Raw genomic sequence first — 22,280 nt, forward strand, 5'->3', positions numbered from 1 at the left:
CGCAGCGTAATGCGCTGGCAGGAATGTTCTTTATTGGCTGTGCCGCACGACTGGCAAAGGCAACGACATGACGGCATCGCGAAACCGCCGTACTGAACTCCATCCGAAAGATTGAACCCTCCACCGACCCGTCGGTGCTGTGCTAACGACTTTCCCCCGGATACATGCGGCTGTAGCCCCGGTTGGGCGCCAGCCGCCACCGGGGGAAGACAGGCCGCTAGTAGCGCACGCAGACCGACTTCGTTTCGCACCAGTCGTCCAGCCAGTCGGGACCGAAATCACGGCCGGTGCCGGACTGCTTCATGCCGCCGAACGGCAGGTTAGCGTCGATCAGGGTATGGCTGTTAACCCACACCGTTCCCGCCTGCAGGCGATCGGTATAGCTCAGCGCCTGGCTCAGGTCGCGGGTCCAGACGCTGGCGGTCAGGCCAAAATCGCTGTCGTTGGCCAGGCGCAGCGCCTCTTCGCCGTCGGCCACGCGCACCAGGTTTACCACCGGGCCGAAAACCTCTTCCCGGCTGAGGCGCAGCCCGGCGTCGGGATTAATCACCAGCGTGGGGGGAATATAGTATCCCTGCGCATCTGGCCCTATATTACCGCTAATCAGTTCTGCCTTCTGCTGACGGGCTTCATCAAGATAGGCCGCCACTTTGGCGCAATGCGCCTGAGACACTACCGGGTTAATCTGGCTGCTCTCCAGCATGCCTGGCCCCACCTGTAGCGACTTCACTGCCTGCTCGAAGCCGCTCACCAGCGTATCGAACAGCGGCGCTTCGATATAAATTCGCGAACTGGCGGCACATACCTGCCCCTGATTGAGAAAGCTACCGGTCATGAGTCCCTCAATAACCCATTGCGGATCGGCATCTTTCAGCACGACAGCCGGGTTCTTACCGCCCAGCTCCAGCGTGACCCGGGTCAGACGGTCGGCGGCGACGCGGGCAATTTGTTTGCCTGTCGCCGTTGATCCCGTAAAGCTGACTTTAGCGACGTGTGGGTGAGAGGTCAGCGCCGCACCGCACCCGGTCCCGCTACCGGTCACCACGTTAAAGACGCCGTCCGGCACGCCGGCTTCGGTTGCCAGCTCCGCCACCCGCAGCAGGGTCAGTGGCGTGGTTTCCGACGGCTTAATGACGATAGAACAGCCTGCAGCCAGCGCGGGCATCACTTTCCACATGCCGATCATCAGCGGGAAGTTCCACGGTACGATCCCGGCGACAACCCCCACCGGTTCTTTTTTGGTCCACGCCTGATAGCGCGCACCCGACGGGAAGGGAATCGACACGTCCAGGGTCCGTCCGCTGATTTTAGTGGTCAGCCCGGCGGTATAGCGCATCCAGTTCAGGGTACAGCCCACTTCGAAGGCACGGGAAATGTTTATCGATTTCCCCTGTTCAAGCGTCTCCAGCTGCGCCAGCTCTTCGCCATGCTGCTCAACCAGATCGGCGAAGCGCAGCAGAATACGTTCGCGATCGGCGGGCGTTCGCCCTGCCCAGCTGCGGGAAACGAAGGCGCGCCAGGCAGACATCACTGCCCGATCGACATCGGCGGCACTGGCGTCCGCGGTGCTGGCGATAGCCTGGCCGGTTGCCGGGTTCCAGACGGTTAAGCGCTTTTCACTCTCTGCCGCCTGCTGTGCGCCGTCGAGATATAAACCATGCTGCCTGTCTAAAAACTGCTCTACGCTGGCGAGTAGCGCGACCTCTGATGTGGACATACCCCTTCCTTATTGTTCGCGGATAGTGGTTTCAGTCTATGCCGGGGGCGCGATTCACGCTTTTTTCTCTGTGACATTCGCTTTTGCCGCTGTGACAGGCGCCGCAATTAAGGGGATTTCGCGGACAAAAAATGTGCAGCAGGTAATAGTTCTTTCATATACTCCGCCTTTTACCCTTGTCTCCGGCATCATAAATGCAACAATGCATAAACATTACCATTACAAGGGATGCGCGATGAGTACGGCAAATCGTGGACAGGATTACCAGCATTGGTTAGCCAAAATCAATCAAGTGTGCGGCCAGTTCGCCGCTCGCCCGCTGGATGATAATTTTCACGGTGAGATAGACGCCAGCTATGCGGGCGACCTGAAAGTCAGCACGGTAACCGCTCGCGGCATCAACCTCTACCGTACCCGGCAGGAGATCCAGCGCGATAACGACGCCTGGTTTTATACCGTCTTCCAGCTCTCAGGTCAGGCGACAATCGAGCAGGACGGTCGCCAGGCGATGCTGGAGAGCGGCGATATCACCCTGATTGATGCTTCTCGCCCCTGTTCAATAATCTGGCAGCAAACCTCGCGTCAGGCTTCGCTGCTGCTGCCAAGGTCGCTGCTGGAACAGCAGCTGCGCGGCAGTGAAATCAGCATTGCCACCCGGCTGGCAAAAACCCTGCCGATGGTCCAGCTCAGTCAGCGGCTGCTGCATGAGAGCATGAACAGCCCCGAGCTATCGGCCAGCGAAAGCAAAGCGGCGCTGGAGGCGATTGTTTGCCTGCTGCGCCCCATGCTGCACCATCAGGAGGCCCAGCCCACCCGGCGCGATAAACAGTTTCAGAAAATCATGGCGTTAATCGATGAGTCGATTCAGGCGGAACATCTGCGCCCGGAGTGGCTGGCCAGCGAAACCGGTATGTCGGTGCGCAGTCTTTACCGCCTGTTTGCGGAAAAGGGGCTGGTGGTGGCGCAATATATCAAGAATCGTCGGCTCGATCTCTGCGCCCGCGCGCTGGAAAGCGCCCATGATGATGAAAAGCTGGCAGGGATCGGCTACAGCTGGGGTTTCAGCGATCATAGCCATTTTTCCACCGCCTTTAAGCAGCGCTTCGGCGTCTCGCCGGGGGAGTATCGCAAGCGCTGCCGATAGCTATTTTTTCAGCCATTTGCCGTTAAGGCCCTGCACATACTCGCCAGGCTGCGCCCTGGCGACGAGCTTCTGCCCGGCCATTTTCGCCACCTGATCCACCGGCAGGTTGTTGTCGTCCGCCAGTTGCTGATAGCTGTCGCTGCGGGCGGCGTTGATCTGTTTAACCAGCGCCAGGGTTTCTTTATCCTGGCGCAGCGGTTGAAGATAGCCGTTCAGCGTTTCGCCGACTCGCCCCTGCTGACGCGCTTCGCTTAGGGTTAACGCCAGCGCCTGAGTACTCAACAACGCCAGCGCCAGCGTCGCGATTAACCATCGTTTTCTCATCATCGCCTCAGAACAGATCGCTACGGGTTTTCAGCAGATTCTCAACGTCTTTATCCACTTTGATATGAATCTCATGTTCAATTTTGACGTTCATATTGATGGTGATCGGCTCTTTCGACGCCGCAATTTCAATACGCGGCGTACAGCCCGCCAGCAGAATGGTTGCCAGAAAAGCGGTGAATAGTTTGATCATTATTGTTGTTCCTTACAGGTATGACTGTCCTGGCAGCGCTGGGCGGGCAGTCTGGCGTTCTGCTCCAGCCACGCCTGCAGATTGTCGCCGAAACGCAAGCTGCGCCACAGGTCAAAAATATTCTCTTCATGGGAGTAGTTTAAGTGCACCGTGTTGCTTTTGCCCTCTACCCGACTGGTGCCGCTGATGGTCGCCTTCAGCGTCAGTACGCCGAGGTTATCGAGATTGATCCGCGTCCACGAGGTGGCCACTTCCATATAGCGCAGCCAGTTAATGGCCGCCCCGGCGGAGACGTTGTCGGCCACCAGCGCGTCAGCGGTGTCTTTATCCAGGCGCATCGTCATCGGCCCCGGATTGCTGAACCAGCCGTCCTTAATGATCCATTTATCGTTATCCAGCCACAGCGGCAGCGCGCCGTTGAACGGGCCGGAAACGGCGAACTGCTTAACTTTAATGGCGCTAATTAATTCGCTGCTGGAGATGTTCTGCAGGCGCAGCAGCGCCGGATCGTGCTGCGGCATCCGCAGCTGTTGCATGGTCAGCTTGCCGCCGAGAATATCGACGCTGACGTTGCTCAACTGTAAAGGAGCGTCTTCGCTCCAGGGCCAGGCTCCCTGAAGATCTGCCGTCAGATTGCGCGCCGTAAACTGGTTGACGACTTCGCCAATGCGCAGCGAAACCGGATGGCGGGTGCCAAGCTGCCAGGTGCCTTCGCTAAAGCGGAACGGCAGCACGAAATCGACGCCGTTGATCTGGTTATCCGGCATCCAGGCGCTGCCGCCTTTGAGCACCCCGTGCCCCCCCGCCTCAAAGCCCTGATCGGCGGCGGCAGAGAACGCGACCTGGGCGTACAGTGAACCTTCGCGCAGGTTCATCTTCCATTCCGGCGGCACCAGCGGCTGGAAAACGGTTAATGACTGTTTCGGCCACCACGCCTGCCCGCGCAGGCGCTCGCCGTCCCAGCGTCCGGTGACGCGGACGGGGCCAATTTTTTGCGCATGCAGGGAACCATTGAACTGGAACCAGGTTGGATCGCGACCCTCAACGTTAAATTTCAGCGTTGACGGCGGCAGTTCGCTGCCGCCGCTGAAGGTGGTTTTTCCGGCATCCAGCGACAGCGCGCCGGTCAGTCGCGGATGCTGCTCATCGCGCAGCCAGTGAATCGGTTTATCCAGGGTGAGGCGCGGCGTGCTCACCAGCATGGAACCATACTGCAGCTTATCGAAACCGGTCGACAGGCTATTGAGCACGATGGCGCTATCAACCCATTCACCCGCGCCTTTAACGTCCCAGCGCGCCTGCATCGGGGTAAAATGGCCATCGCCCCAGTAGCGCCACTGCCAGCGGCCGCGGTCGGGCATAAAATTGTCGGCCTGGCCGTCGAGATGCAGGGTAAAATCCCCCATCTCCTGCTCATGGGCGCGGAGAATGGCCTGCAGGCGGCCATCCACGCCCTGCTGCGTCACGGTGACGCCCGCCAGCGGCCAGCGAATTTCATCGATGTTCAGTGAGTCGATGACCCGCCCGCGCGAACGCAGCAGCGCCCCGGGATGAAAGTTGAGTACCGGCGCGATAAGCGGACCGCTCAGCTGTGCGGGCAGTCTCGCGTAAAAAATCAGATCGCCAAGTTTGGCCTCGCCGGTCAGCTGTAGCGGCATGTCGCTGCTGTCCATACTCAGCTTACCGGGGCCAATATTGAGCACGGCATTACCCTTACCAGCCTGACCCTGGGTAAGCACGTTCAACCGCCCGCTGACCTGCATCTGTTCGGTGCCCTGTTGCCAGTTACCCACCGAAAGCGCAACGCGACCGCTTAACGCATTGCCCGCATACTCGGTGTGCCAGCGGCCATCGCTGATAGCGATACGATCCGGGGTGATTTCCCACGGCAGGTCGAGAATCGGCTCCACTTCACCACGCGGCGTGACCAACAGCTGCCCGCGATTCTCATGCCACTCCAGTTCGGCGTCGACAAGGCCGGGTGTCTGAGGAAATTCAAAAGTGCTAAACAGATGACCATCAACCGGCAAACCGTCCGGCACCAGCGGCATCTGAAACTCGCCCACCAGTTTCACCGGCGCCTGGCCTTCTACCAGACGCGCGGAAAAGTCGCTGACCGTCAGCGCCTGGCCGCGCAGGCGCGCCTGGAGAGAGACCTCTTCTCCGGCGTAACCGATATCCTGCTGCTGCGGGGTCAACGACATCCCCAGACGCCCCTGCCATTTCTCCCACGGCGACAGACGCAGTTTTTCAATCGTCAGCCAGCTGTATGGCAGCATCGATTGCCACTCGGCAAGGGTTTTCGGCGCCCCCGGCGCGGCTTCGCTTTGTGGTAATTTATTCAGGCAGGCGCTGTTAACATCCAGCTCAGTGATATGTAAACGCCAGCGGCTGGGGCGGGAGAGCTCGGCGTTAGTGACACGCGCGATTTCGCAGTCGCCTACCAGGTAGCGTAAATCCGGAATACGCAGGGAAGAGCGCGTCAGGCGCGGGCTCTCGCTGAGAGAGATTCGGGTGCCCGCAGGTAGCCAGATGCCAGCCAGCGTGGGCACCCAGTGGGTGAGCGTCAACAGCAAAGCCAGCGGTAGCAGCACGAGTGCTAATAATAGCGCGATGGCGGCTTTATATTTACCCTTCATGGGCAGCTAATATCCTGATTCGAAATAAGTAAAAGCCGAGAGGCCGTCATTGTGGCACGTTCGACCTGCGAGTTAAAGTTCCCATCCCGTTTAAGCGTAGTCGCCGCCCTGTGATTCACCAGCAGGCCATTTAGCCGGGGTTTAGTTTTCTCCTGCGACACTGGTCACCCACTGGGAACGTAAACGGATGCTGCTGTGGACTTAATTATCTCGCTGATGGCGTACGCTCAGGGCCACTATTCATTGGTATTACTGATGGTTTTCCTGCTGACGTTCACCAAATCCTGCGCCGTTATCTCGCTGCTGATTCCGGGAACTTCCGGTCTGCTGCTGTTCGGCACCCTGGCTTCGGCCAGCGCCGGGCATTTCTTGTTAATGTGGATGAGCGCCAGCTTCGGCGCAATCGGCGGATTCTGGCTGTCATGGCTAACCGGCCGTCATTACCAGCATCATCTGTATCGTATTCGCTGGCTTAACGCCGAGCGTCTCGCGCGCGGCCAGCTGTTCCTGCGCCGCCACGGCGCATGGGCGGTTTTTTTTGGCCGCTTTCTTTCCCCCCTGCGCGCCACCGTGCCGCTGGTAACCGGCGCCAGCGGGACGTCCTTCCGCCGTTTCCAGCTGGCCAACGTCAGTTCCGGCTTGCTGTGGCCGTTAATCCTGCTGGCGCCAGGCGCTTTAAGCCTCAATTTTTGGTGAAACGTATTGTCTTTTAAAGAGATTTCTTAACTCAGCGATATGCTCTAGAATTATTACTATAGCCTGGTAATTAAACTATTTTTTAATAATTGTAAGATTATTTTAATTATGCTACCGTGACGGTATTATCACTGGAGAAAAGTCTTATGAAAATCGCTGTGTACAGTACGAAACAGTACGACAAGAAGTATCTGCAGCATGTCAATGATGCATACGGCTTTGAACTGGAATTTTTTGACTTCCTGCTCACCGAAAAGACCGCCAAAACCGCCAACGGCTGTGAAGCGGTATGCATTTTCGTTAACGATGACGGTAGCCGCCCGGTACTTGAAGAACTGAAAGCCCACGGCGTGAAGTACATCGCGCTGCGCTGCGCCGGGTTCAACAACGTTGACCTCGACGCCGCGAAAGAGCTGGGCCTGCGGGTAGTACGCGTCCCGGCCTACTCGCCGGAAGCGGTCGCTGAGCACGCAATCGGCATGATGATGTCGCTGAACCGCCGCATTCATCGCGCCTATCAGCGCACTCGCGATGCTAACTTCTCCCTTGAGGGGCTGACCGGCTTCACTATGCACGGTAAAACCGCCGGCGTTATCGGCACCGGTAAGATTGGCGTTGCCGCGCTGCGCATCCTTAAAGGTTTCGGTATGCGCCTGCTGGCGTTTGATCCCTATCCAAGCGCCGCCGCGCTGGATATGGGCGTGGAGTATGTCGATCTGGAAACGCTATACCGGGAGTCCGATGTTATCTCCCTGCACTGCCCGCTGACCGATGAGAACTATCATTTGCTGAACCATGCCGCGTTCGATCGGATGAAAGATGGGGTGATGATCATCAACACCAGTCGCGGCGCGCTTATCGATTCGCAGGCAGCGATCGATGCCCTGAAGCACCAGAAAATTGGCGCGCTGGGGATGGACGTGTATGAGAACGAACGCGATCTGTTCTTTGAAGATAAGTCTAACGACGTTATTCAGGACGATGTCTTCCGCCGTCTTTCCGCCTGCCATAACGTTCTGTTTACCGGTCACCAGGCGTTTTTGACCGCAGAGGCGTTGATCAGTATCTCGCAGACCACCCTCGACAACCTGCGTCAGGTGGATGCTGGCGAAACCTGCCCTAACGCACTGGTCTGATTTTCCTTGCCCTTTTGTGCTCCCCTTCCGCGGGGGGCACATTCAGATAATCCCCACAGAAATCCCCTGCGATAAAGTTACAATCCCCTTCATTTATTGATGTGATAAATATTTATGGAGATTAAATGAACAAGATTGCTGCGCTGCTGGCGGCGGGAATGTTGCTATCGGGCTGCGTTTATAACAGCAAAGTGTCGACCAGAGCGGAACAGCTTCAGCACCACCGTTTTGTGCTGACCAGCGTCAACGGTCAACCGCTGAAAGCCGCCGATAAGCCTCTGGAGCTGAGCTTTGGCGAAAAGATGCCAATAACAGGCAAAATGTACGTTTCAGGCAATATGTGCAACCGCTTTAGCGGCACGGGTAAAGTCTCTGACGGCGAGCTGAAGGTTGAAGAGCTGGCGATGACCCGCATGCTCTGCACGGACTCACAGCTGAGCGCGCTGGACGCCACGCTGAGCAAAATGCTGCGCGACGGTGCGCAGGTCGACCTGACGGAAACGCAGCTGACGTTGGCAACCGCCGACCAGACGCTGGTGTATAAGCTCGCCGATCTGATGAATTAATAGTTACCGCAGCTTCCGCCTGCCAGCGCCTGCTCGCTGCAGCGCTTGCCGTTCGGTAATGCGCACATGCCGATAGCGGAGCCATCAAGCTGGCGGGCTACGGATAACGAGCCGCCGACCATGGCGCAGTTCGCCTGCCCGCTGCTGCTCATCGCGGCACGCATCCCTGGCGACACGTGCGCCGCCGTTGCCTGCTGAACAGGTTCATCATTGCTACTACACGCCGACAGTAACAGCGCAGCACATCCCACTAAAAACGCAGCTCGCATCTTCTCTCCCCTCAGATACATCTTAAAATGAACAAGCTCAAGAATAATAGGCAGCTCAGCGCGCCGCGTCGAGAGGCGAAGTACGTATTTATGCGTTGTGTTAACATTTTTTAGCAATTTTTCCGCGGTAGCAGTTTGTCTGCATGAGCGCATTAATCTCTCAGTGTGAGTGTGACACATCGTCATGATGCGATTGGGTCGTTGCACGTAAAGATATCATTCTTTGTTCTGCAAACATATCTTCTACAGCAGAGCAGTTTTCTCATCCTGTCATTCAATAAAAATGCCCGGCTAAGGGCTATGCCGATTTAACCGGGCGTAGGGTCATTAATTTGGCACAACTCCAGAATAGAATGTTCCAGCCAGATATTGCGTATTGGTTACCGCATAGGCTTGCGTCATCACGCTTGAATCGACATCATCAAACGGATGACGGAAATAGGCATCGTGCTCTGATTTAGCTTTATCAAAAAACATCACACGCCCGGAAAAATAAAGAATACCATCATCAAGATTGCGAAAAACCATCTGAAAGACCGGCGTAATATTGACGCGATCTGCACTTTCATTAGAGGGGTCCCAAAGGTTAATGAAGTTCCCTGCCACACGGACATATTTCCCTTCAACAACCTCACCATTTTTTGCTCTGTAGATAGCCTGCAAAGTTGCCCACGGCAGTGCTATGAATTGCATATTTTCATCCTTAATAAAATTTAGTAATCTGGTTTTCTTGATAGATTAATCATCGACAGATTAACCTTGGGTTATATCATAACGTTGCGATACATTATCGGCTCATCTGCTATTAAAAAAATGAAATTAGCATGGCATACCCTCCATTTGCTGTAGTATAAACTTTGTCCTTTCAGGGGATTCCTGTAAAGGTGATATTCTGCTTTGGATTAGCAGATTTTATTGCCGGTCAACTCATTACTCGAGCCCTGAGCCAACCATAGATAAAGGATTCATTAGCATCGTTTCTTTCAGCCAGCTCCAGATAATATTGCCCTTGACTACAGTTTAATGCTCGTAATAGTACCGTCTCACCTTCACTGCCTCTGCGAATAAGATACTGGCTTAAGGCGTTAATCGTTCTGGGGCCGATAACACCATCGACCATGAGGTCCGGATACAGCACTCCGCGATGATTAAAGGCATTTAGCCATCGCTGAAGCCACTTACCCGGCAGAATAGTGCCCATATTGACCCCGGCATCACACAGTTTTTCAGCAAGCGGGGTAGATATCTCAGCAACATGGTCGAACCGGGGCGCAATCCAGTAGTCCGCGGTGAGAATATCCAGCGCCTGCTGGCGCGTCAGTTTTTGCATAGATCCATCATAACCATGCGCGCGGGCAGTGGCCTGAGTAATCCCCCAATTTGTTGGGCCACCTCGATCGTCCGGATGATTTACATAACCGCCCTCCTTATCCAAAATGGCGTTAAAAATCTCATCTTTATTCATACATCCCTCATTTATCGATTAAATGCGCGATATTCCCCCTGACGAGGAATACGGTAATAAGTATAAAAAAATTGACGCTGACGACTAACCAATGGGTCGATTCATACAGGCCAAAAAGATAGCGAAACGGTATGCTGGCATAGGTAAGTACCAGTAAATATGCCGTGTATGATATCCATGGCCGATGTCTTCGGTAGCACGCGCGGCGATAAAACATCAAGTTCAGAGTGATCAAAGCGCAGACAATTGCGTTAATCAGCGCCGGCAGTTCATTTTCCATTGGGCCGTTCACTATTGTTGCGAGTGAGTATTTTGTACAATTCGGTGAGATCTTGATTATTCAGAAATGTGAGAATCTTAATAATCAGCGCGGATAGCAGTACGGCGCCTAACGCGTCTAAAGACCGTTCACTGTATCCGGTCCAGATTGCCAGCTTCGTACCAATTAACCCGGCGCCCAATACGCCGACAATAAAGGAAGTCATAAAATAGGCAGCCAGTCTGAAACGTGAAATATTTACTGCGGTCGCCACATAAAACACGGCGCCAGCAAATGCGCCGAACACAACGCCATAATCAATACCTGCGATCAGGCCAAGTAGACTCGCTGCCATTAATCCTCCAGTAACAATTGCCGACGTACCGGAAACAGGATCGGACATTCACCCTCCCTTCTTTCACTGACATTCCTGATGGTCATAACAAATGGCGAAGGAAAGCAGCATCATGCTAATGCTTTTACTTTGCCGTAACCTTTTTTCTTTTTTGCAAACCCAGCGCATAGATGGCCCTGTGACAGAGCCAGGCCCCTGGTTGCGCATAGTGGTGTGAAAATTCTTGCTGATAAACAACGGTGGCACGCGCAATTTGCCGTTTATATTCCTCAAGCTGCCAAAAAATATCCTGGGCAACAAAGTTAATGGGCAATGCGTCCTCGATACGCGCTGGCGTATGGTGCTTTCCCTTAGCCTGAATCTGAGCGCGAGAAGGCGTAGGCCGGTGGAGGCGTTCTGAACTGAGGGCTTGTGGATTTTGTAAGTGCGAGCGCTGCGCACGGCGACGACCGGCAGCGGAACCATGAAACGCGGTTTTACGGGACATTGCGGTCTCCTTAATGAGCTTTGACGGTGCGTCGGCGATGAATCCTCTCCCGCTGGCTTCACCCCAAAGCGCATTGCGTTATGGTGCTGGCTTTTCAGCCACGTAGATTCATTTTCGAATCGTTGTATTTCACCGACGATAACGCGATGTGTTTCAAGTCGATGAAGAAAGAATACCCAAGGGTTAATTAAAAATAAATACCTTCAGGTATATTTTATGATGCAATTAGAATAACCCTCTGAAAATATTCAAAATTTAGTTACAAGGCAGGGTTTTGCCGGGAGGGAAACGATGCAGGCGGGCGATGCGCCAGATTGCCAACATAAAAAGGGCTGCTGGACATGATTTCTCGCATCCAGCGCAGGTAAACCCGGTGCTTAAAAAGCCTGCCGGGAAATTTTACCTGCTGGACTCGATACTTAAGGCTGGAACGGGAGGAGGGTTTGAACGCTAGTAAAGCGTTAAACAAACCGTTTAACGCTATGGCTGTAGATCACGCGGCCAATAATTTTCAGATACTGTTCATGGCTTTCGCCGATCGTCCAGTCGGCATATTTGCGGTTATCTGAATGCACAAGCAGGCCATCCGCCGTGAATTGAAGACGCTTCACCAACACCGCCCCTTTGAACGAAAAGACATAGATACCGTCACCTTCAAAGTAATCTTTTGAGACATCAACAAAGATGTAATCACCGGTCTCGATGGTGCCGGACATGCTATCGCCGGAAACCGTAATCACCTTGATATGCTCTGCGGGCCGGTTACCAAAAAGCCTCAGCGCGCCGGCAGTGTCATAGGTGATACTGTTGACCGTTTCATCAACCTCGCTTGAGACAATACATCCTGGTCCCGCGCTGGCCTGAGCGTCCAGAACCTCAATGACGTACTGCATCTGAGGTGTGTCTTCCACCGGTTCTCGTTCGATATCAATACTTCCGCTAATGCCGTCCATCCAGCCGCGGGGCAAATTGAAAGAAGATTCAATAAGATCGACCATCTCGTCAGCTATCCTTTTCTTTTGTTTCTTGCCTTCCGGGTAGAGCATCCTGGAAACGTAAGAAGGCTCCCGCCCAAGGGTTCGGGCTACATCAACAGCTTTACCGCCGCATAAATTATCACGGATATAGATCAAGCGCTGACGTCTGATTTCGTATTTATCCATCGTAATCTGTCTAACACCAGTTACCAGCAGGTATCTAAAATATAGCAAAGTGCCATTAAATTACCTATAGGTAATGTACGCGAAATTATCGTTCTCAACGCTTTGCTCCCCCCACCGTCAACACTGCTACTTATGGAAAAATGGTGCCTGTGATTTTGGTGTAGGCTGTCGTTTATAAGCAAACAACGCTGTAATAAGTTGAATTAATTTATCTAAGTTATGGATTTTATCGCTACCGGAGATCAAAAAAGCCTGTTGCTCAGGGGTCTATACTTAAACACGGTATCGCAAACCCTACGCCCTGCGCGAACTGAAGCGGGTCGCGTTTTGAGCGCGCTCAGGCTGATCAGAGATGCATTTTTAGCCAGCGACAGGATCGCGCCGAAAGCGGTTTTAAAGCAGAGATAAGCGAGTGCCCAGGTTGCCTCACTGGGCATAAAAAGTTTTTTTCAAATATTTAGCAATGTGAGTATTGATATGATCACTATTGACGGTAATGGCGCGGTTGCTTCAGTCGCGTTTCGCACCAGTGAAGTTATCGCCATCTACCCGATCACGCCCAGCTCCACAATGGCGGAGCAGGCGGATGCCTGGGCTGGCAACGGGCTGAAAAACGTCTGGGGCGATGTCCCCCGCGTCGTCGAGATGCAGTCGGAGGCCGGGGCGATCGGCGCCGTACACGGTGCGCTGCAGACCGGTGCGCTCTCAACCTCTTTTACATCATCGCAGGGTTTACTGCTGATGATCCCGACGCTGTACAAACTGGCGGGCCAGCTGATGCCGTTTGTGCTGCACGTCGCCGCCCGTACCGTGGCCACGCACGCGCTCTCTATCTTCGGCGATCACTCCGACGTGATGGCCGTACGTCAGACAGGCTGCGCGATGCTCTGCGCCAGCAGCGTTCAGGAAGCTCAGGATTTTGCGCTGATTTCACATATCGCCACGCTGCAAAGTCGCGTGCCATTCATTCATTTCTTTGATGGCTTCCGTACCTCGCACGAAATCAACAAAATCGCTCCACTGGCAGACGATACCATTCGTAGCCTGCTGCCGCAGGATAGAATTGATGAACATCGCCAGCGCGCCCTGAACCCGGAACATCCGGTTATCCGCGGCACCTCAGCTAATCCGGATACGTATTTCCAGTCACGTGAAGCGACGAATCCGTGGTACAACGCGGTCTATGAGTGTGTCGAAACGGCAATGGATGATTTTGCCGCCGCCACCGGACGTCAGTACAAACCCTTTGAGTTTTACGGTCATCCGCAGGCTGAGCGCGTAATCGTCATTATGGGCTCCGCCATCGGTACCTGTGAAGAAGTGGTCGATGAGCTGCTGAGCCGCGGTGAAAAAGTCGGCGTGCTAAAAGTTCGTCTTTACCGCCCCTTCTCTGCCGCGCACCTGCTTGAAGCCTTACCGCCGAGCACCCAAGCCGTGGCGGTGCTGGACCGCACCAAAGAACCGGGGTCCCAGGCCGAGCCGCTCTATCTCGACGTCATGACCGCCCTGGCCGAAGCCTTTAACCGCGGCGAGCGAGAAACACTGCCGCGCACCATTGGCGGACGCTATGGCCTCTCTTCAAAAGAGTTCGGTCCGGAGTGTGTCCTGGCCATCTTCAAGGAGCTGAGCGCCGCTAAACCCAAGCCGCGCTTTACCGTCGGCATCTACGATGACGTCACTAATCTTTCCCTGCCGCTGGTCGAAAATACGCTCCCCTCGGAAGCGAAACTGGAAGCCCTCTTCTACGGGCTCGGCAGCGACGGTAGCGTCTCGGCTACGAAAAATAATATCAAGATTATCGGTAACTCTACGCCGTGGTTCTCGCAGGGTTATTTCGTCTATGACTCGAAAAAGGCCGGCGGGCTGACGGTTTCACATCTGCGCGTCAGCGAGAAGCCGATTCGTTCTTCTTATCTGATTTCGCAGGCCGACTTTGTCGGCTGTCACCAGCTGCAGTTTATCGATAAATATCAGATGGCGGAACGTCTGAAGCCCGGCGGTATTTTCCTGCTTAATACGCCCTACAGCGCCGATGAAGTCTGGTCCCGTTTGCCACAAGAAGTCCAGGCCACCCTCAATCAGAAAAAAGCGCGTTTTTATATCGTCAACGCGGCAAAAATCGCCCGTGAATGCAGTCTGGGGGCGCGTATCAACACCGTTATGCAGATGGCCTTTTTCCACCTGACGCGGATCCTGCCGGGCGATAACGCGCTGGCGGAGCTACAGGGGGCCATTGCCAAAAGCTACAGCAGCAAAGGCCAGGAGCTGGTGGAGCGTAACTGGCAGGCGCTGGCGATGGCCCGTGAGTCGCTGGCGGAAGTGCCGCTACGGCCGGTTGACGGCAACAGCCCGAATCGCCCACCGGTCGTCTCCGACGCCGCGCCGGATTTCGTAAAAACCGTCACCGCCGCGATGCTGGCCGGGCTCGGCGATGCGCTACCGGTATCCGCTCTGCCGCCGGATGGTACCTGGCCAATGGGCACTACCCGCTGGGAAAAACGCAACATCGCCGAAGAGATCCCGATTTGGAAGGAAGAACTTTGCACCCAGTGTAACCACTGCGTGGCCGCCTGCCCGCACTCGGCAATCCGTGCGAAAGTGGTCTCCCCGGAGGCAATGGAAAATGCGCCGGACAGCCTGCATTCCCTGGACGTCAAATCCCGCGATATGCGCGGTCAGAAATACGTCCTGCAGGTCGCGCCTGAAGATTGTACCGGCTGTAATCTCTGCGTCGAAGTTTGTCCGGCAAAAGACAGGCAGAACCCGGAAATCAAGGCCATCAATATGATGTCGCGCCTTGAGCATGTTGAAGAAGAGAAAGTGAATTATGACTACTTTCTCAACCTGCCGGAAATGGACCGCAGCAAGCTGGAACGTATCGATATCCGCACCTCACAGCTGATCAGCCCGCTGTTTGAATACTCCGGCGCCTGCTCCGGCTGCGGCGAAACGCCATATATCAAACTGCTGACTCAGCTCTACGGCGATCGAATGCTGATTGCCAACGCCACCGGCTGTTCATCGATTTACGGCGGCAACCTCCCTTCCACGCCCTACACCACCGATGCCAATGGTCGCGGGCCGGCCTGGGCCAACTCGCTGTTTGAGGATAACGCCGAATTTGGGCTTGGCTTCCGACTTACCGTCGATCAGCATCGGCAGCGCGTCATGCGTCTGTTGGCGCAGTTCGCCGATAAACTTCCGCCCGAGCTTAACGATGCGCTGCACGCAGAAGCAACGCCTGAGGTGCGCCGCGAGCAGGTAGCCGAGCTGCGCAAGGTACTGGCAAATGAAGAAGGCGCGAAGGAGCTGTTAACCGACGCCGACGCGCTGGTGGAAAAATCGATCTGGCTGATTGGCGGCGACGGCTGGGCCTATGATATTGGCTTCGGTGGTCTCGACCACGTGCTGAGTCTGACCGAAAACGTTAATATTCTGGTGCTCGATACCCAGTGCTACTCCAATACCGGCGGTCAGGCATCGAAGGCTACGCCGCTGGGAGCCGTTACGAAGTTTGGCGAGCACGGCAAGCGCAAGGCGCGTAAAGATCTCGGCGTGAGCATGATGATGTACGGTCATGTTTATGTGGCGCAGATTTCGCTTGGCGCCCAGTTGAATCAGACGGTAAAAGCCATTCAGGAAGCGGAAGCTTACCCGGGTCCGTCGCTGATTATCGCCTATAGCCCTTGCGAAGAGCACGGTTACGATTTGGCGCTGAGCCACGATCAGATGCGTCAGCTGACCGCCACCGGTTTCTGGCCGCTGTATCGCTTTGACCCGCGTCGTGCCGATGAGGGCAAACTCCCGCTGGCGCTTGACTCCCGCCCGCCGTCAGATGCCCTGGCTGAGACACTGTTGAACGAGCAGCGCTTCCGTCGCCTGAACGCTCAACAGCCGGAAGTCGCGGAACAACTGTGGAAGGATGCAACGGCAGACCTGCAAAAACGCTACGACTTCCTCGCGCAGCTGGCCGGTAAGGCAGAAAAACCGACTACCGAAAGCTAATCTACTGACGTTTTTTTCAGCCCATAAAAAAAGCCCGAATATGAATTCGGGCTTGTCATTTTACCGATCAATAAAACCATTCTCAGGAACGGGCGGCAACATAAAAATTTGGATGACAATAAAAGGCATATAACGGGCGGATAATACGGCATTAACACCGATATGTATAATTTTTATTTTATATGCATTACGCGAATTCATTCATTACAATTATCATCATTTCATTCGAATTATTTATTTTAGATTTTACTTATATCGTAACAATTGATATTTACCAGATCTCAATCTGCTCCTTTAGCATGAGTTTACTTCCCTGGAGGAAGCAAAAACAAAAACAGTTAAAGGATTGTCTAAATGAAAAGAAAAGTACTGGCCCTCGTTATCCCGGCATTATTAGCTGCTGGCGCTGCACACTCCGCTGAGATTTATAATAAAGACGGAAATAAACTGGACCTTTATGGCAAGGTGGACGGTCTGCATTATTTCTCTGACGATGCATCAAAAGATGGCGATCAGTCATACGTCCGTCTTGGCTTCAAAGGCGAAACTCAGATTAACGATCAGCTGACCGGCTACGGTCAGTGGGAATATAACGTCCAGGCGAACAACACCGAAGGCGCGGACAACCAGTCCTGGACCCGTCTGGCGTTCGCTGGCCTCAAGTTCGCTGATTACGGTTCATTCGATTATGGCCGTAACTACGGCGTGCTGTACGATGTAGAAGGCTGGACCGATATGCTGCCAGAATTCGGCGGCGACTCTTATACCCAGGCGGATAACTTTATGACCGGCCGCGCCAACGGCGTAGCAACCTACCGCAATACCGACTTCTTCGGTCTGGTTAATGGCCTGAACTTTGCCCTGCAGTACCAGGGTAAAAACGAAAATGCCGGCAGCGGAGAAGGCACCAACAATGGCGATCGCAGCGTACGTAACGCTAACGGCGATGGTTTTGGTCTATCTACTTCTTACGATTTCGGTATGGGTATCAGCGCCGCTGCCGCCTACACCTCCTCTGACCGTACCAACGATCAGATGACCCAGACCACCGCGCAGGGCGATAAAGCGGAAGCCTGGACCACCGGTCTGAAATATGACGCCAATAACATCTATCTGGCGACCATGTATTCCGAAACCCGCAATATGACGCCTTACGGCAACGGTAACGGCGTAGCCAACAAAACTCAGAACTTTGAAGTGACTGCTCAGTATCAGTTCGACTTCGGCCTGCGCCCGGCGGTCTCTTTCCTGATGTCTAAAGGCAAAGATCTGACCAATACCGATGGCGACAAAGACCTGGTGAAATATGCTGACATCGGCGCGACTTATTACTTCAACCGCAATATGTCTACCTATGTCGATTACAAAATCAACCTGCTTGACGAAGACGACAGCTTCTATTCCAACAACGGCATCTCTACCGATGACGTGGTTGCTTTAGGCCTGGTTTACCAGTTCTAAGCTGCGGGCCCGCTGGCAACGGCGGGCTCTCTTCCCTTGCCTCTGAAGCTGCATTCAAAGCAAAACAATATATCAATTGCTTTAAAATAATCGTCCGATGAATGATATATTACTGACAGGAACTGCCGTAGCCGTAGAGGACGCCTGCCATGCACCATCATTGCGTAAAATCATCCCGCATCCACTCCATCGCCTATGACGAATCCTCTGGCATTCTTGAAATCCGTTTCCGCGATAACCAAACGCTACAGTATCTCGGCGTCCCGCCACGCATTTTTCGCGATTTTCTCCAGGTTGTTTCTAAGGGCCGTTTTTACGACGGTGTGATTAAAGGCAAATTTACCGAACGCCGCCGCGCCTGATAGCGAAAGTGTGATTGGGTTCAATATACAATATTCGTCCGGATGGCCTACACTTTAAGTGGTTACTTAAACAGGAGGTTATATGAACAGAATGATTCTTGTGCCCATCGATATTTCCGATACAGAATTAACTGACCGTGTTATCAAGCACGTTGAGGCTGAAGCCAGAATCGATGATGCCGAGGTGCATTTCCTGACCGTCATTCCCTCCCTTCCCTATTACGCTTCGCTGGGAATGGCCTATACTGCAGAGCTGCCGGCGATGGACGACCTCAAAGCCGAATCGGAGTCGCGGCTGAAAGAGATTGTGAAAAAATTTACTATTCCGGAAGACCGTGTCCATTTACACGTTTCCGAGGGTTCGCCGAAAGATAAAATTCTCGCTATGGCGAAATCCCTTCCCGCCGATCTGGTGATCATTTCTTCGCACCGTCCCGATATCACCACCTATCTGCTGGGTTCTAACGCCGCCGCCGTTGTCCGCCATGCGGAATGCTCGGTACTGGTCGTACGATAAACCTATCCTGCCCGCCGCCGTGCGGGCTTTTTCCGCAATCTGAAACTTGGATCGTACCCGAAGCGTCGCAGATAAGGCGATCATTCATCTGGTACTTTAAAAATTAGTACGTTGTGTCTTTTTCATTTTGCTGTATAAAACCCTTGCCCGAATGTGGGGATGTTTTAGAAAATTATAGGGATGAAATGAAAAAGTTAATTATGGTAGTTTTCGCCGTGGCCGCTATTTCTGGTTGCGCCCAGCAGAGCTTCTCGGTAAATCCTGGCGTCACCGTTCAACCTCAGCAGGTGACCACTCACCACTTCTTTGTCAGCGGCATTGGCCAGTCGAAACAGATTGATGCGGCTAACGTCTGCGGCGGCGCGGATAAAGTGGTTCGTACGGAAGTGCAGCAGACTTTTGTCAACGGCCTGCTGGGTTTTGTGACCCTGGGTATTTATACTCCGCGTGAAGCGCGCGTGTATTGCGCTAAATAATTACCGGCGCATGAGGATAAGTTCCTCCTGCTTCAGGTTTTAAGCGATCCTTGAGCGATTAGCGCTTGTTGCGATATCCTCTTAAGCATTCGGGGATGTCGCGGCAAAAAATGTAGTGTCTCCCGGACAGGGAGACACTACACACTTATGATTGCACACCGAGGGATTAGCGAGTTTTTCTTGCTATATCCGCGGGAGGTGATGATTTAGAATCGATATTGTAGACCGGCTGTAATGGTATAGTTTTTATTTGCAATGCCAGCCGCATCTCCTCCAATAGAAGCTGATTCACCGCTATAGGTATCAATAATTTGAGTGCCTCCTTTGCCCTCTTCATATTTGCTGTAGGTGAATTCAGCAAAAACTTTGGCATGAGGCGTGATGTAATATCCGGCATCAACCGTTGTACCGTAATAACGCGAATTAGTTGATTTCTCGCGGAAAGTCAGCTCACGCATATAGTGTTCGTCATTATCATGAGCTCTGACCCAATCACTGAACTTAAACAAGGCATTAAATTCAAAGTCGTTGATACGATACTGACCCGCCAGACCAATGTAGGGCATGGAGAATCGCTGGCTGTACCCAATACCTCGCTCGCCGGTTGGAAAATTGCCAGTCGTCGCACCGTTATCATAATTGTAAGAACCACCGGTAGCTGTCCAGCTGAAACGTGTTTCCTGATAACCCGCAATGACGCCTGCTTTATAATTTTCGTCCTGGAAAATCCATCCTTGTACGCTGAGATCGTATTCATTGGCATAATTGACATTAGTGCTGGGATGCGATGAATGATCTGTCCAACCGGACTGGTTATCGTTCATCCAGTCGTAGTCATCCATATGTCCTGAGCCTGAAGCCATTGACGTCCAGCCTCTGGCGGTCAGCGTCAAAAAGGAGTAGGCATCCCATGAGATATCGCCTTTCACAATGGCGACATTCTTTATTTTCCAGTCAAGTTGACTGACTTTTCGCCCTGTATCCGCGTCATAAACTCTCTCCTGTGATTTCCCACTCAGCATCCCTGCAGACGTTGATACAGTAAAACTTTCTGCAGAAAAGTTTGGGCTTAGCTGTATTGATTCGGCATAAGTTGTTCCTGAAAGGGCCGCTATCATCATTACTGCAACGGTACTTTTTTTCATTTTTTTATTCCCATAACCAAAGTTAATCCATGAGTTGCAGTGAAAGTTTAAATCTCATAAAAATATTAGGCAACTGTCAATTTTTGTAATGTTCTTATTCCTAAGCAAGGGAAAAGGAATGGGGATATGATAAGCACTTCGTTTTGCAAGGAAAAAACTCATTGTACAGGGATATACTCAGATTATTATTAGGAATAAATCTTACCCCAGCGAAGTTGCAGAGAATCAGCATGGGCTGGGTTATTATTCTCAATATACACACCTGTTAAGTACTTAAAAAAATATCTTCGCGGTATAATTATCAGGAGGCAAATGATTATATCGCGATCCGGGTGGCTTAGGGTAAAGGCTGAACAATAAGTGTGAAAGCAAAAAATCTATATTACCTTGCGCCTGGCTGAACCCGCCCATTCACCGTGTCACGGGGAGGGAAGAAATCTTACCCCGTTTCTCTTCAGTGGTTGCAGAAGCCAGCTGGAGCAGGCTGTACCTATGATTACCTGGTACCTGCTTTAAAAGTGAGACACATTGCCAACGCTAACTGATTATCGCGAAGAGTAAGTTCTCGCCTCTTCTACCTGATTCCGTCCATCACCAGGCGTATGGGCGTGGCGAGCATGAAAACGACGTTTTTTTCTTCATGCCAGGTGCAGGGAGACCAAAACTCACGACACTAATCGTCAGCAGATGGAAAGCTGCCGTAAAACGCGCTGGTATTCGTCGTCGGAATCCGTACCATACGCGACATACTTTTGCCTGCCGGCTGCGGTAAGCCGGAGCTAACCCATTGCTAACCAGATGGGGCATGAAAACGTAAAAAATGGTGTTCAACGTCGACAATACAGGGATGGAAGAAATCAACGGCGATCGGCTTTAAATGCCTGACGCCAGACTTGCACCGTAATGTTAACTTTGCCCCTTACATGCCTTTTGTTTCAGAGAACGTTTATAATGCTTGATAATCAGCAAGTTACAAAGAAAGAAAAATACAATATCGACAAATTGCAGAAGCGCTTGCGCCGTAACGTCGGCGAGGCGATCGCTGATTTTAATATGATTGAAGAAGGTGACCGCATCATGGTTTGCCTCTCCGGCGGTAAAGACAGCTACACCATGCTGGAGATTTTGCGCAATCTGCAAAAAAGCGCGCCGATATCCTTCTCACTGGTGGCGGTGAACCTCGACCAAAAACAGCCGGGCTTCCCGGAACATATCCTGCCGGAATACCTTGAGCAGTTGGGCGTTGAATATAAGATTGTTGAAGAAAATACCTACGGCATCGTTAAAGAAAAAATTCCGGAAGGCAAAACCACCTGCTCTCTCTGTTCGCGCCTGCGCCGCGGCATTCTTTACCGCACCGCGACTGAGCTGGGCGCCACCAAAATCGCCCTTGGCCACCACCGCGACGACATCCTGCAGACTCTGTTTCTGAATATGTTCTATGGCGGTAAGATGAAAGGGATGCCGCCGAAGCTGATGAGCGACGACGGTAAACATATCGTTATTCGCCCGCTGGCCTACTGCCGGGAAAAAGATATTGAACGTTTCTCTCAGGCGAAAGGTTTCCCGATTATTCCGTGCAACCTGTGCGGTTCACAGCCGAACCTACAGCGTCAGGTGATTGCCGATATGCTGCGCGATTGGGACAAACGCTATCCCGGACGCATCGAAACCATGTTTAGCGCGATGCAGAACGTGGTGCCTTCTCATCTCAGCGACGTTAATCTGTTCGACTTCAAAGGCATTCATCACGGCTCTGCGGTCGTTGACGGCGGCGACCTGGCGTTCGATCGCGAAGAGCTCCCGACGCAGCCGGCCGGCTGGCAACCGGAAGAAGATGATGCGCAGCTGGACGCTCTGCGTCTGAACGTGGTGGAAGTGAAATAATCCTCCTGCGTCTC

At 53.1% G+C, this 22,280-nt stretch carries 22 protein-coding genes; 10 read left to right on the plus strand and 12 right to left on the minus strand.

The window, feature by feature from the left end:
• Positions 1-217: 217 nt before the first annotated feature.
• Positions 218-1,717 (minus strand): aldehyde dehydrogenase family protein, encoded by a 1,500-nt coding sequence (locus tag ABLV11_RS26095; protein ID WP_126489052.1) that lies wholly within the window; start codon positions 1,715-1,717, stop codon positions 218-220.
• 235 nt (positions 1,718-1,952) lie between these two features.
• Here ABLV11_RS26095 and feaR point away from each other — a divergent pair, with 235 nt between their 5' ends.
• Positions 1,953-2,861, plus strand: coding sequence for a transcriptional regulator FeaR (feaR, locus tag ABLV11_RS26100; protein ID WP_017146000.1), 909 nt, complete (start codon positions 1,953-1,955; stop codon positions 2,859-2,861).
• On the opposite strand, the gene ABLV11_RS26105 is transcribed toward feaR, so the two are convergent.
• From ABLV11_RS26105 to ABLV11_RS26115, 3 genes are read right to left on the minus strand one after another with little or no spacing between them, the layout of a single operon-like run.
• Complete coding sequence (locus ABLV11_RS26105; protein ID WP_004112635.1) at positions 2,862-3,185, minus strand: YdbL family protein; 324 nt, start codon at positions 3,183-3,185, stop codon at positions 2,862-2,864.
• Positions 3,186-3,192: 7 nt separating this feature from the next.
• Positions 3,193-3,378: a YnbE family lipoprotein gene (locus ABLV11_RS26110; protein ID WP_049128897.1), complete on the minus strand. Its 186-nt coding sequence runs from the start codon at positions 3,376-3,378 to the stop codon at positions 3,193-3,195.
• A complete protein-coding gene (locus ABLV11_RS26115; protein WP_126489051.1) occupies positions 3,378-6,017 on the minus strand; it encodes a YdbH family protein in 2,640 nt (879 codons plus the stop codon). Before ABLV11_RS26115 ends, ABLV11_RS26110 begins: the two co-directional genes overlap by 1 nt.
• Positions 6,018-6,212: 195 nt before the next feature.
• Between ABLV11_RS26115 and ABLV11_RS26120 the strand changes: the two genes are divergently transcribed.
• The 3 genes from ABLV11_RS26120 to hslJ all read left to right on the plus strand — a co-directional run bounded on the left by ABLV11_RS26120 (position 6,213) and on the right by hslJ (position 8,415).
• Entirely contained in the window at positions 6,213-6,713 is a 501-nt protein-coding gene (locus ABLV11_RS26120; RefSeq protein WP_004101627.1) for a DedA family protein, read from the plus strand.
• 146 nt (positions 6,714-6,859) lie between these two features.
• On the plus strand, positions 6,860-7,849 hold the full coding sequence (locus ABLV11_RS26125) for a 2-hydroxyacid dehydrogenase (RefSeq protein WP_004112629.1): 990 nt from the start codon (positions 6,860-6,862) through the stop codon (positions 7,847-7,849).
• Positions 7,850-7,974: 125 nt separating this feature from the next.
• Positions 7,975-8,415: a heat shock protein HslJ gene (hslJ, locus tag ABLV11_RS26130; protein WP_032744901.1), complete on the plus strand. Its 441-nt coding sequence runs from the start codon at positions 7,975-7,977 to the stop codon at positions 8,413-8,415.
• On the opposite strand, the gene ABLV11_RS26135 is transcribed toward hslJ, so the two are convergent.
• The 7 genes from ABLV11_RS26135 to ABLV11_RS26165 all read right to left on the minus strand — a co-directional run bounded on the left by ABLV11_RS26135 (position 8,412) and on the right by ABLV11_RS26165 (position 12,413).
• A complete protein-coding gene (locus ABLV11_RS26135) occupies positions 8,412-8,684 on the minus strand; it encodes a DUF333 domain-containing protein (protein ID WP_004101621.1) in 273 nt (90 codons plus the stop codon). The genes hslJ and ABLV11_RS26135 overlap by 4 nt on opposite strands.
• Positions 8,685-9,011: 327 nt before the next feature.
• A complete protein-coding gene (locus ABLV11_RS26140; protein WP_017146002.1) occupies positions 9,012-9,377 on the minus strand; it encodes a hypothetical protein in 366 nt (121 codons plus the stop codon).
• A 229-nt stretch (positions 9,378-9,606) separates the two neighbouring features.
• The gene (locus tag ABLV11_RS26145) at positions 9,607-10,149 is read right to left on the minus strand and encodes a glycosyl hydrolase 108 family protein (protein ID WP_126489050.1); all 543 of its coding nucleotides are present in this window, start codon (positions 10,147-10,149) and stop codon (positions 9,607-9,609) included.
• Positions 10,150-10,156: 7 nt separating this feature from the next.
• Positions 10,157-10,429 carry a phage holin family protein gene (locus tag ABLV11_RS26150; RefSeq protein WP_004101614.1) on the minus strand — a complete coding sequence of 91 codons (273 nt, stop codon included), beginning with the start codon at positions 10,427-10,429 and terminating at the stop codon, positions 10,157-10,159.
• Positions 10,419-10,811, minus strand: a complete 393-nt coding sequence (locus tag ABLV11_RS26155; protein WP_126489049.1) for a phage holin family protein — start codon at positions 10,809-10,811, stop codon at positions 10,419-10,421. The genes ABLV11_RS26150 and ABLV11_RS26155 overlap by 11 nt, the downstream gene beginning before the upstream one ends.
• A gap of 76 nt (positions 10,812-10,887) precedes the next feature.
• The gene (locus ABLV11_RS26160) at positions 10,888-11,250 is read right to left on the minus strand and encodes an antitermination protein (protein WP_070557690.1); all 363 of its coding nucleotides are present in this window, start codon (positions 11,248-11,250) and stop codon (positions 10,888-10,890) included.
• Positions 11,251-11,711: 461 nt separating this feature from the next.
• The gene (locus ABLV11_RS26165) at positions 11,712-12,413 is read right to left on the minus strand and encodes a S24 family peptidase (RefSeq protein WP_004101609.1); all 702 of its coding nucleotides are present in this window, start codon (positions 12,411-12,413) and stop codon (positions 11,712-11,714) included.
• Positions 12,414-12,890: 477 nt separating this feature from the next.
• Between ABLV11_RS26165 and nifJ the strand changes: the two genes are divergently transcribed.
• The 5 genes from nifJ to ABLV11_RS26190 all read left to right on the plus strand — a co-directional run bounded on the left by nifJ (position 12,891) and on the right by ABLV11_RS26190 (position 19,234).
• On the plus strand, positions 12,891-16,418 hold the full coding sequence (gene nifJ / locus ABLV11_RS26170) for a pyruvate:ferredoxin (flavodoxin) oxidoreductase (protein WP_126489048.1): 3,528 nt from the start codon (positions 12,891-12,893) through the stop codon (positions 16,416-16,418).
• 354 nt (positions 16,419-16,772) lie between these two features.
• Positions 16,773-17,879, plus strand: a complete 1,107-nt coding sequence (ompC, locus tag ABLV11_RS26175; protein WP_004101605.1) for a porin OmpC — start codon at positions 16,773-16,775, stop codon at positions 17,877-17,879.
• A 149-nt stretch (positions 17,880-18,028) separates the two neighbouring features.
• The gene (locus ABLV11_RS26180; RefSeq protein ID WP_004112591.1) at positions 18,029-18,241 is read left to right on the plus strand and encodes a KTSC domain-containing protein; all 213 of its coding nucleotides are present in this window, start codon (positions 18,029-18,031) and stop codon (positions 18,239-18,241) included.
• Between the two features lie 82 nt (positions 18,242-18,323).
• Positions 18,324-18,758: a universal stress protein UspF gene (uspF, locus tag ABLV11_RS26185; protein WP_004101601.1), complete on the plus strand. Its 435-nt coding sequence runs from the start codon at positions 18,324-18,326 to the stop codon at positions 18,756-18,758.
• A gap of 185 nt (positions 18,759-18,943) precedes the next feature.
• Complete coding sequence (locus ABLV11_RS26190) at positions 18,944-19,234, plus strand: Bor family protein (protein ID WP_126489047.1); 291 nt, start codon at positions 18,944-18,946, stop codon at positions 19,232-19,234.
• Positions 19,235-19,440: 206 nt separating this feature from the next.
• Here ABLV11_RS26190 and ABLV11_RS26195 read toward each other — a convergent pair whose 3' ends face one another.
• Positions 19,441-20,379: an omptin family outer membrane protease gene (locus tag ABLV11_RS26195; RefSeq protein WP_023320857.1), complete on the minus strand. Its 939-nt coding sequence runs from the start codon at positions 20,377-20,379 to the stop codon at positions 19,441-19,443.
• Positions 20,380-21,330: 951 nt separating this feature from the next.
• Between ABLV11_RS26195 and ttcA the strand changes: the two genes are divergently transcribed.
• Entirely contained in the window at positions 21,331-22,266 is a 936-nt protein-coding gene (gene ttcA / locus ABLV11_RS26200; RefSeq protein WP_004101599.1) for a tRNA 2-thiocytidine(32) synthetase TtcA, read from the plus strand.
• The last annotated feature ends 14 nt before the right edge of the window (positions 22,267-22,280 follow it).

This window comes from Klebsiella sp. GW_Kp181, assembly GCF_040062315.1.
Lineage (GTDB): Bacteria > Pseudomonadota > Gammaproteobacteria > Enterobacterales > Enterobacteriaceae > Klebsiella > Klebsiella oxytoca.

Bases quoted from the DNA above. Each gene is read 5' to 3' on its own strand.
- ABLV11_RS26165 (WP_004101609.1), bottom strand. From the start codon at position 12,413: ATGGATAAATACGAAATCAGACGTCAGCGCTTGATCTATATCCGTGAT.
- ABLV11_RS26115 (WP_126489051.1), bottom strand. From the start codon at position 6,017: ATGAAGGGTAAATATAAAGCCGCCATCGCGCTATTATTAGCACTCGTG.
- ABLV11_RS26190 (WP_126489047.1), top strand. From the start codon at position 18,944: ATGAAAAAGTTAATTATGGTAGTTTTCGCCGTGGCCGCTATTTCTGGT.
- ttcA (WP_004101599.1), top strand. From the start codon at position 21,331: ATGCTTGATAATCAGCAAGTTACAAAGAAAGAAAAATACAATATCGAC.
- ABLV11_RS26135 (WP_004101621.1), bottom strand. From the start codon at position 8,684: ATGCGAGCTGCGTTTTTAGTGGGATGTGCTGCGCTGTTACTGTCGGCG.
- ABLV11_RS26155 (WP_126489049.1), bottom strand. From the start codon at position 10,811: ATGTCCGATCCTGTTTCCGGTACGTCGGCAATTGTTACTGGAGGATTA.
- ABLV11_RS26125 (WP_004112629.1), top strand. From the start codon at position 6,860: ATGAAAATCGCTGTGTACAGTACGAAACAGTACGACAAGAAGTATCTG.
- feaR (WP_017146000.1), top strand. From the start codon at position 1,953: ATGAGTACGGCAAATCGTGGACAGGATTACCAGCATTGGTTAGCCAAA.
- ABLV11_RS26145 (WP_126489050.1), bottom strand. From the start codon at position 10,149: ATGAATAAAGATGAGATTTTTAACGCCATTTTGGATAAGGAGGGCGGT.
- ABLV11_RS26195 (WP_023320857.1), bottom strand. From the start codon at position 20,379: ATGAAAAAAAGTACCGTTGCAGTAATGATGATAGCGGCCCTTTCAGGA.
- ABLV11_RS26095 (WP_126489052.1), bottom strand. From the start codon at position 1,717: ATGTCCACATCAGAGGTCGCGCTACTCGCCAGCGTAGAGCAGTTTTTA.
- hslJ (WP_032744901.1), top strand. From the start codon at position 7,975: ATGAACAAGATTGCTGCGCTGCTGGCGGCGGGAATGTTGCTATCGGGC.
- uspF (WP_004101601.1), top strand. From the start codon at position 18,324: ATGAACAGAATGATTCTTGTGCCCATCGATATTTCCGATACAGAATTA.
- ABLV11_RS26150 (WP_004101614.1), bottom strand. From the start codon at position 10,429: ATGGAAAATGAACTGCCGGCGCTGATTAACGCAATTGTCTGCGCTTTG.
- ompC (WP_004101605.1), top strand. From the start codon at position 16,773: ATGAAAAGAAAAGTACTGGCCCTCGTTATCCCGGCATTATTAGCTGCT.
- ABLV11_RS26160 (WP_070557690.1), bottom strand. From the start codon at position 11,250: ATGTCCCGTAAAACCGCGTTTCATGGTTCCGCTGCCGGTCGTCGCCGT.
- ABLV11_RS26105 (WP_004112635.1), bottom strand. From the start codon at position 3,185: ATGAGAAAACGATGGTTAATCGCGACGCTGGCGCTGGCGTTGTTGAGT.
- ABLV11_RS26110 (WP_049128897.1), bottom strand. From the start codon at position 3,378: ATGATCAAACTATTCACCGCTTTTCTGGCAACCATTCTGCTGGCGGGC.
- ABLV11_RS26180 (WP_004112591.1), top strand. From the start codon at position 18,029: ATGCACCATCATTGCGTAAAATCATCCCGCATCCACTCCATCGCCTAT.
- nifJ (WP_126489048.1), top strand. From the start codon at position 12,891: ATGATCACTATTGACGGTAATGGCGCGGTTGCTTCAGTCGCGTTTCGC.
- ABLV11_RS26140 (WP_017146002.1), bottom strand. From the start codon at position 9,377: ATGCAATTCATAGCACTGCCGTGGGCAACTTTGCAGGCTATCTACAGA.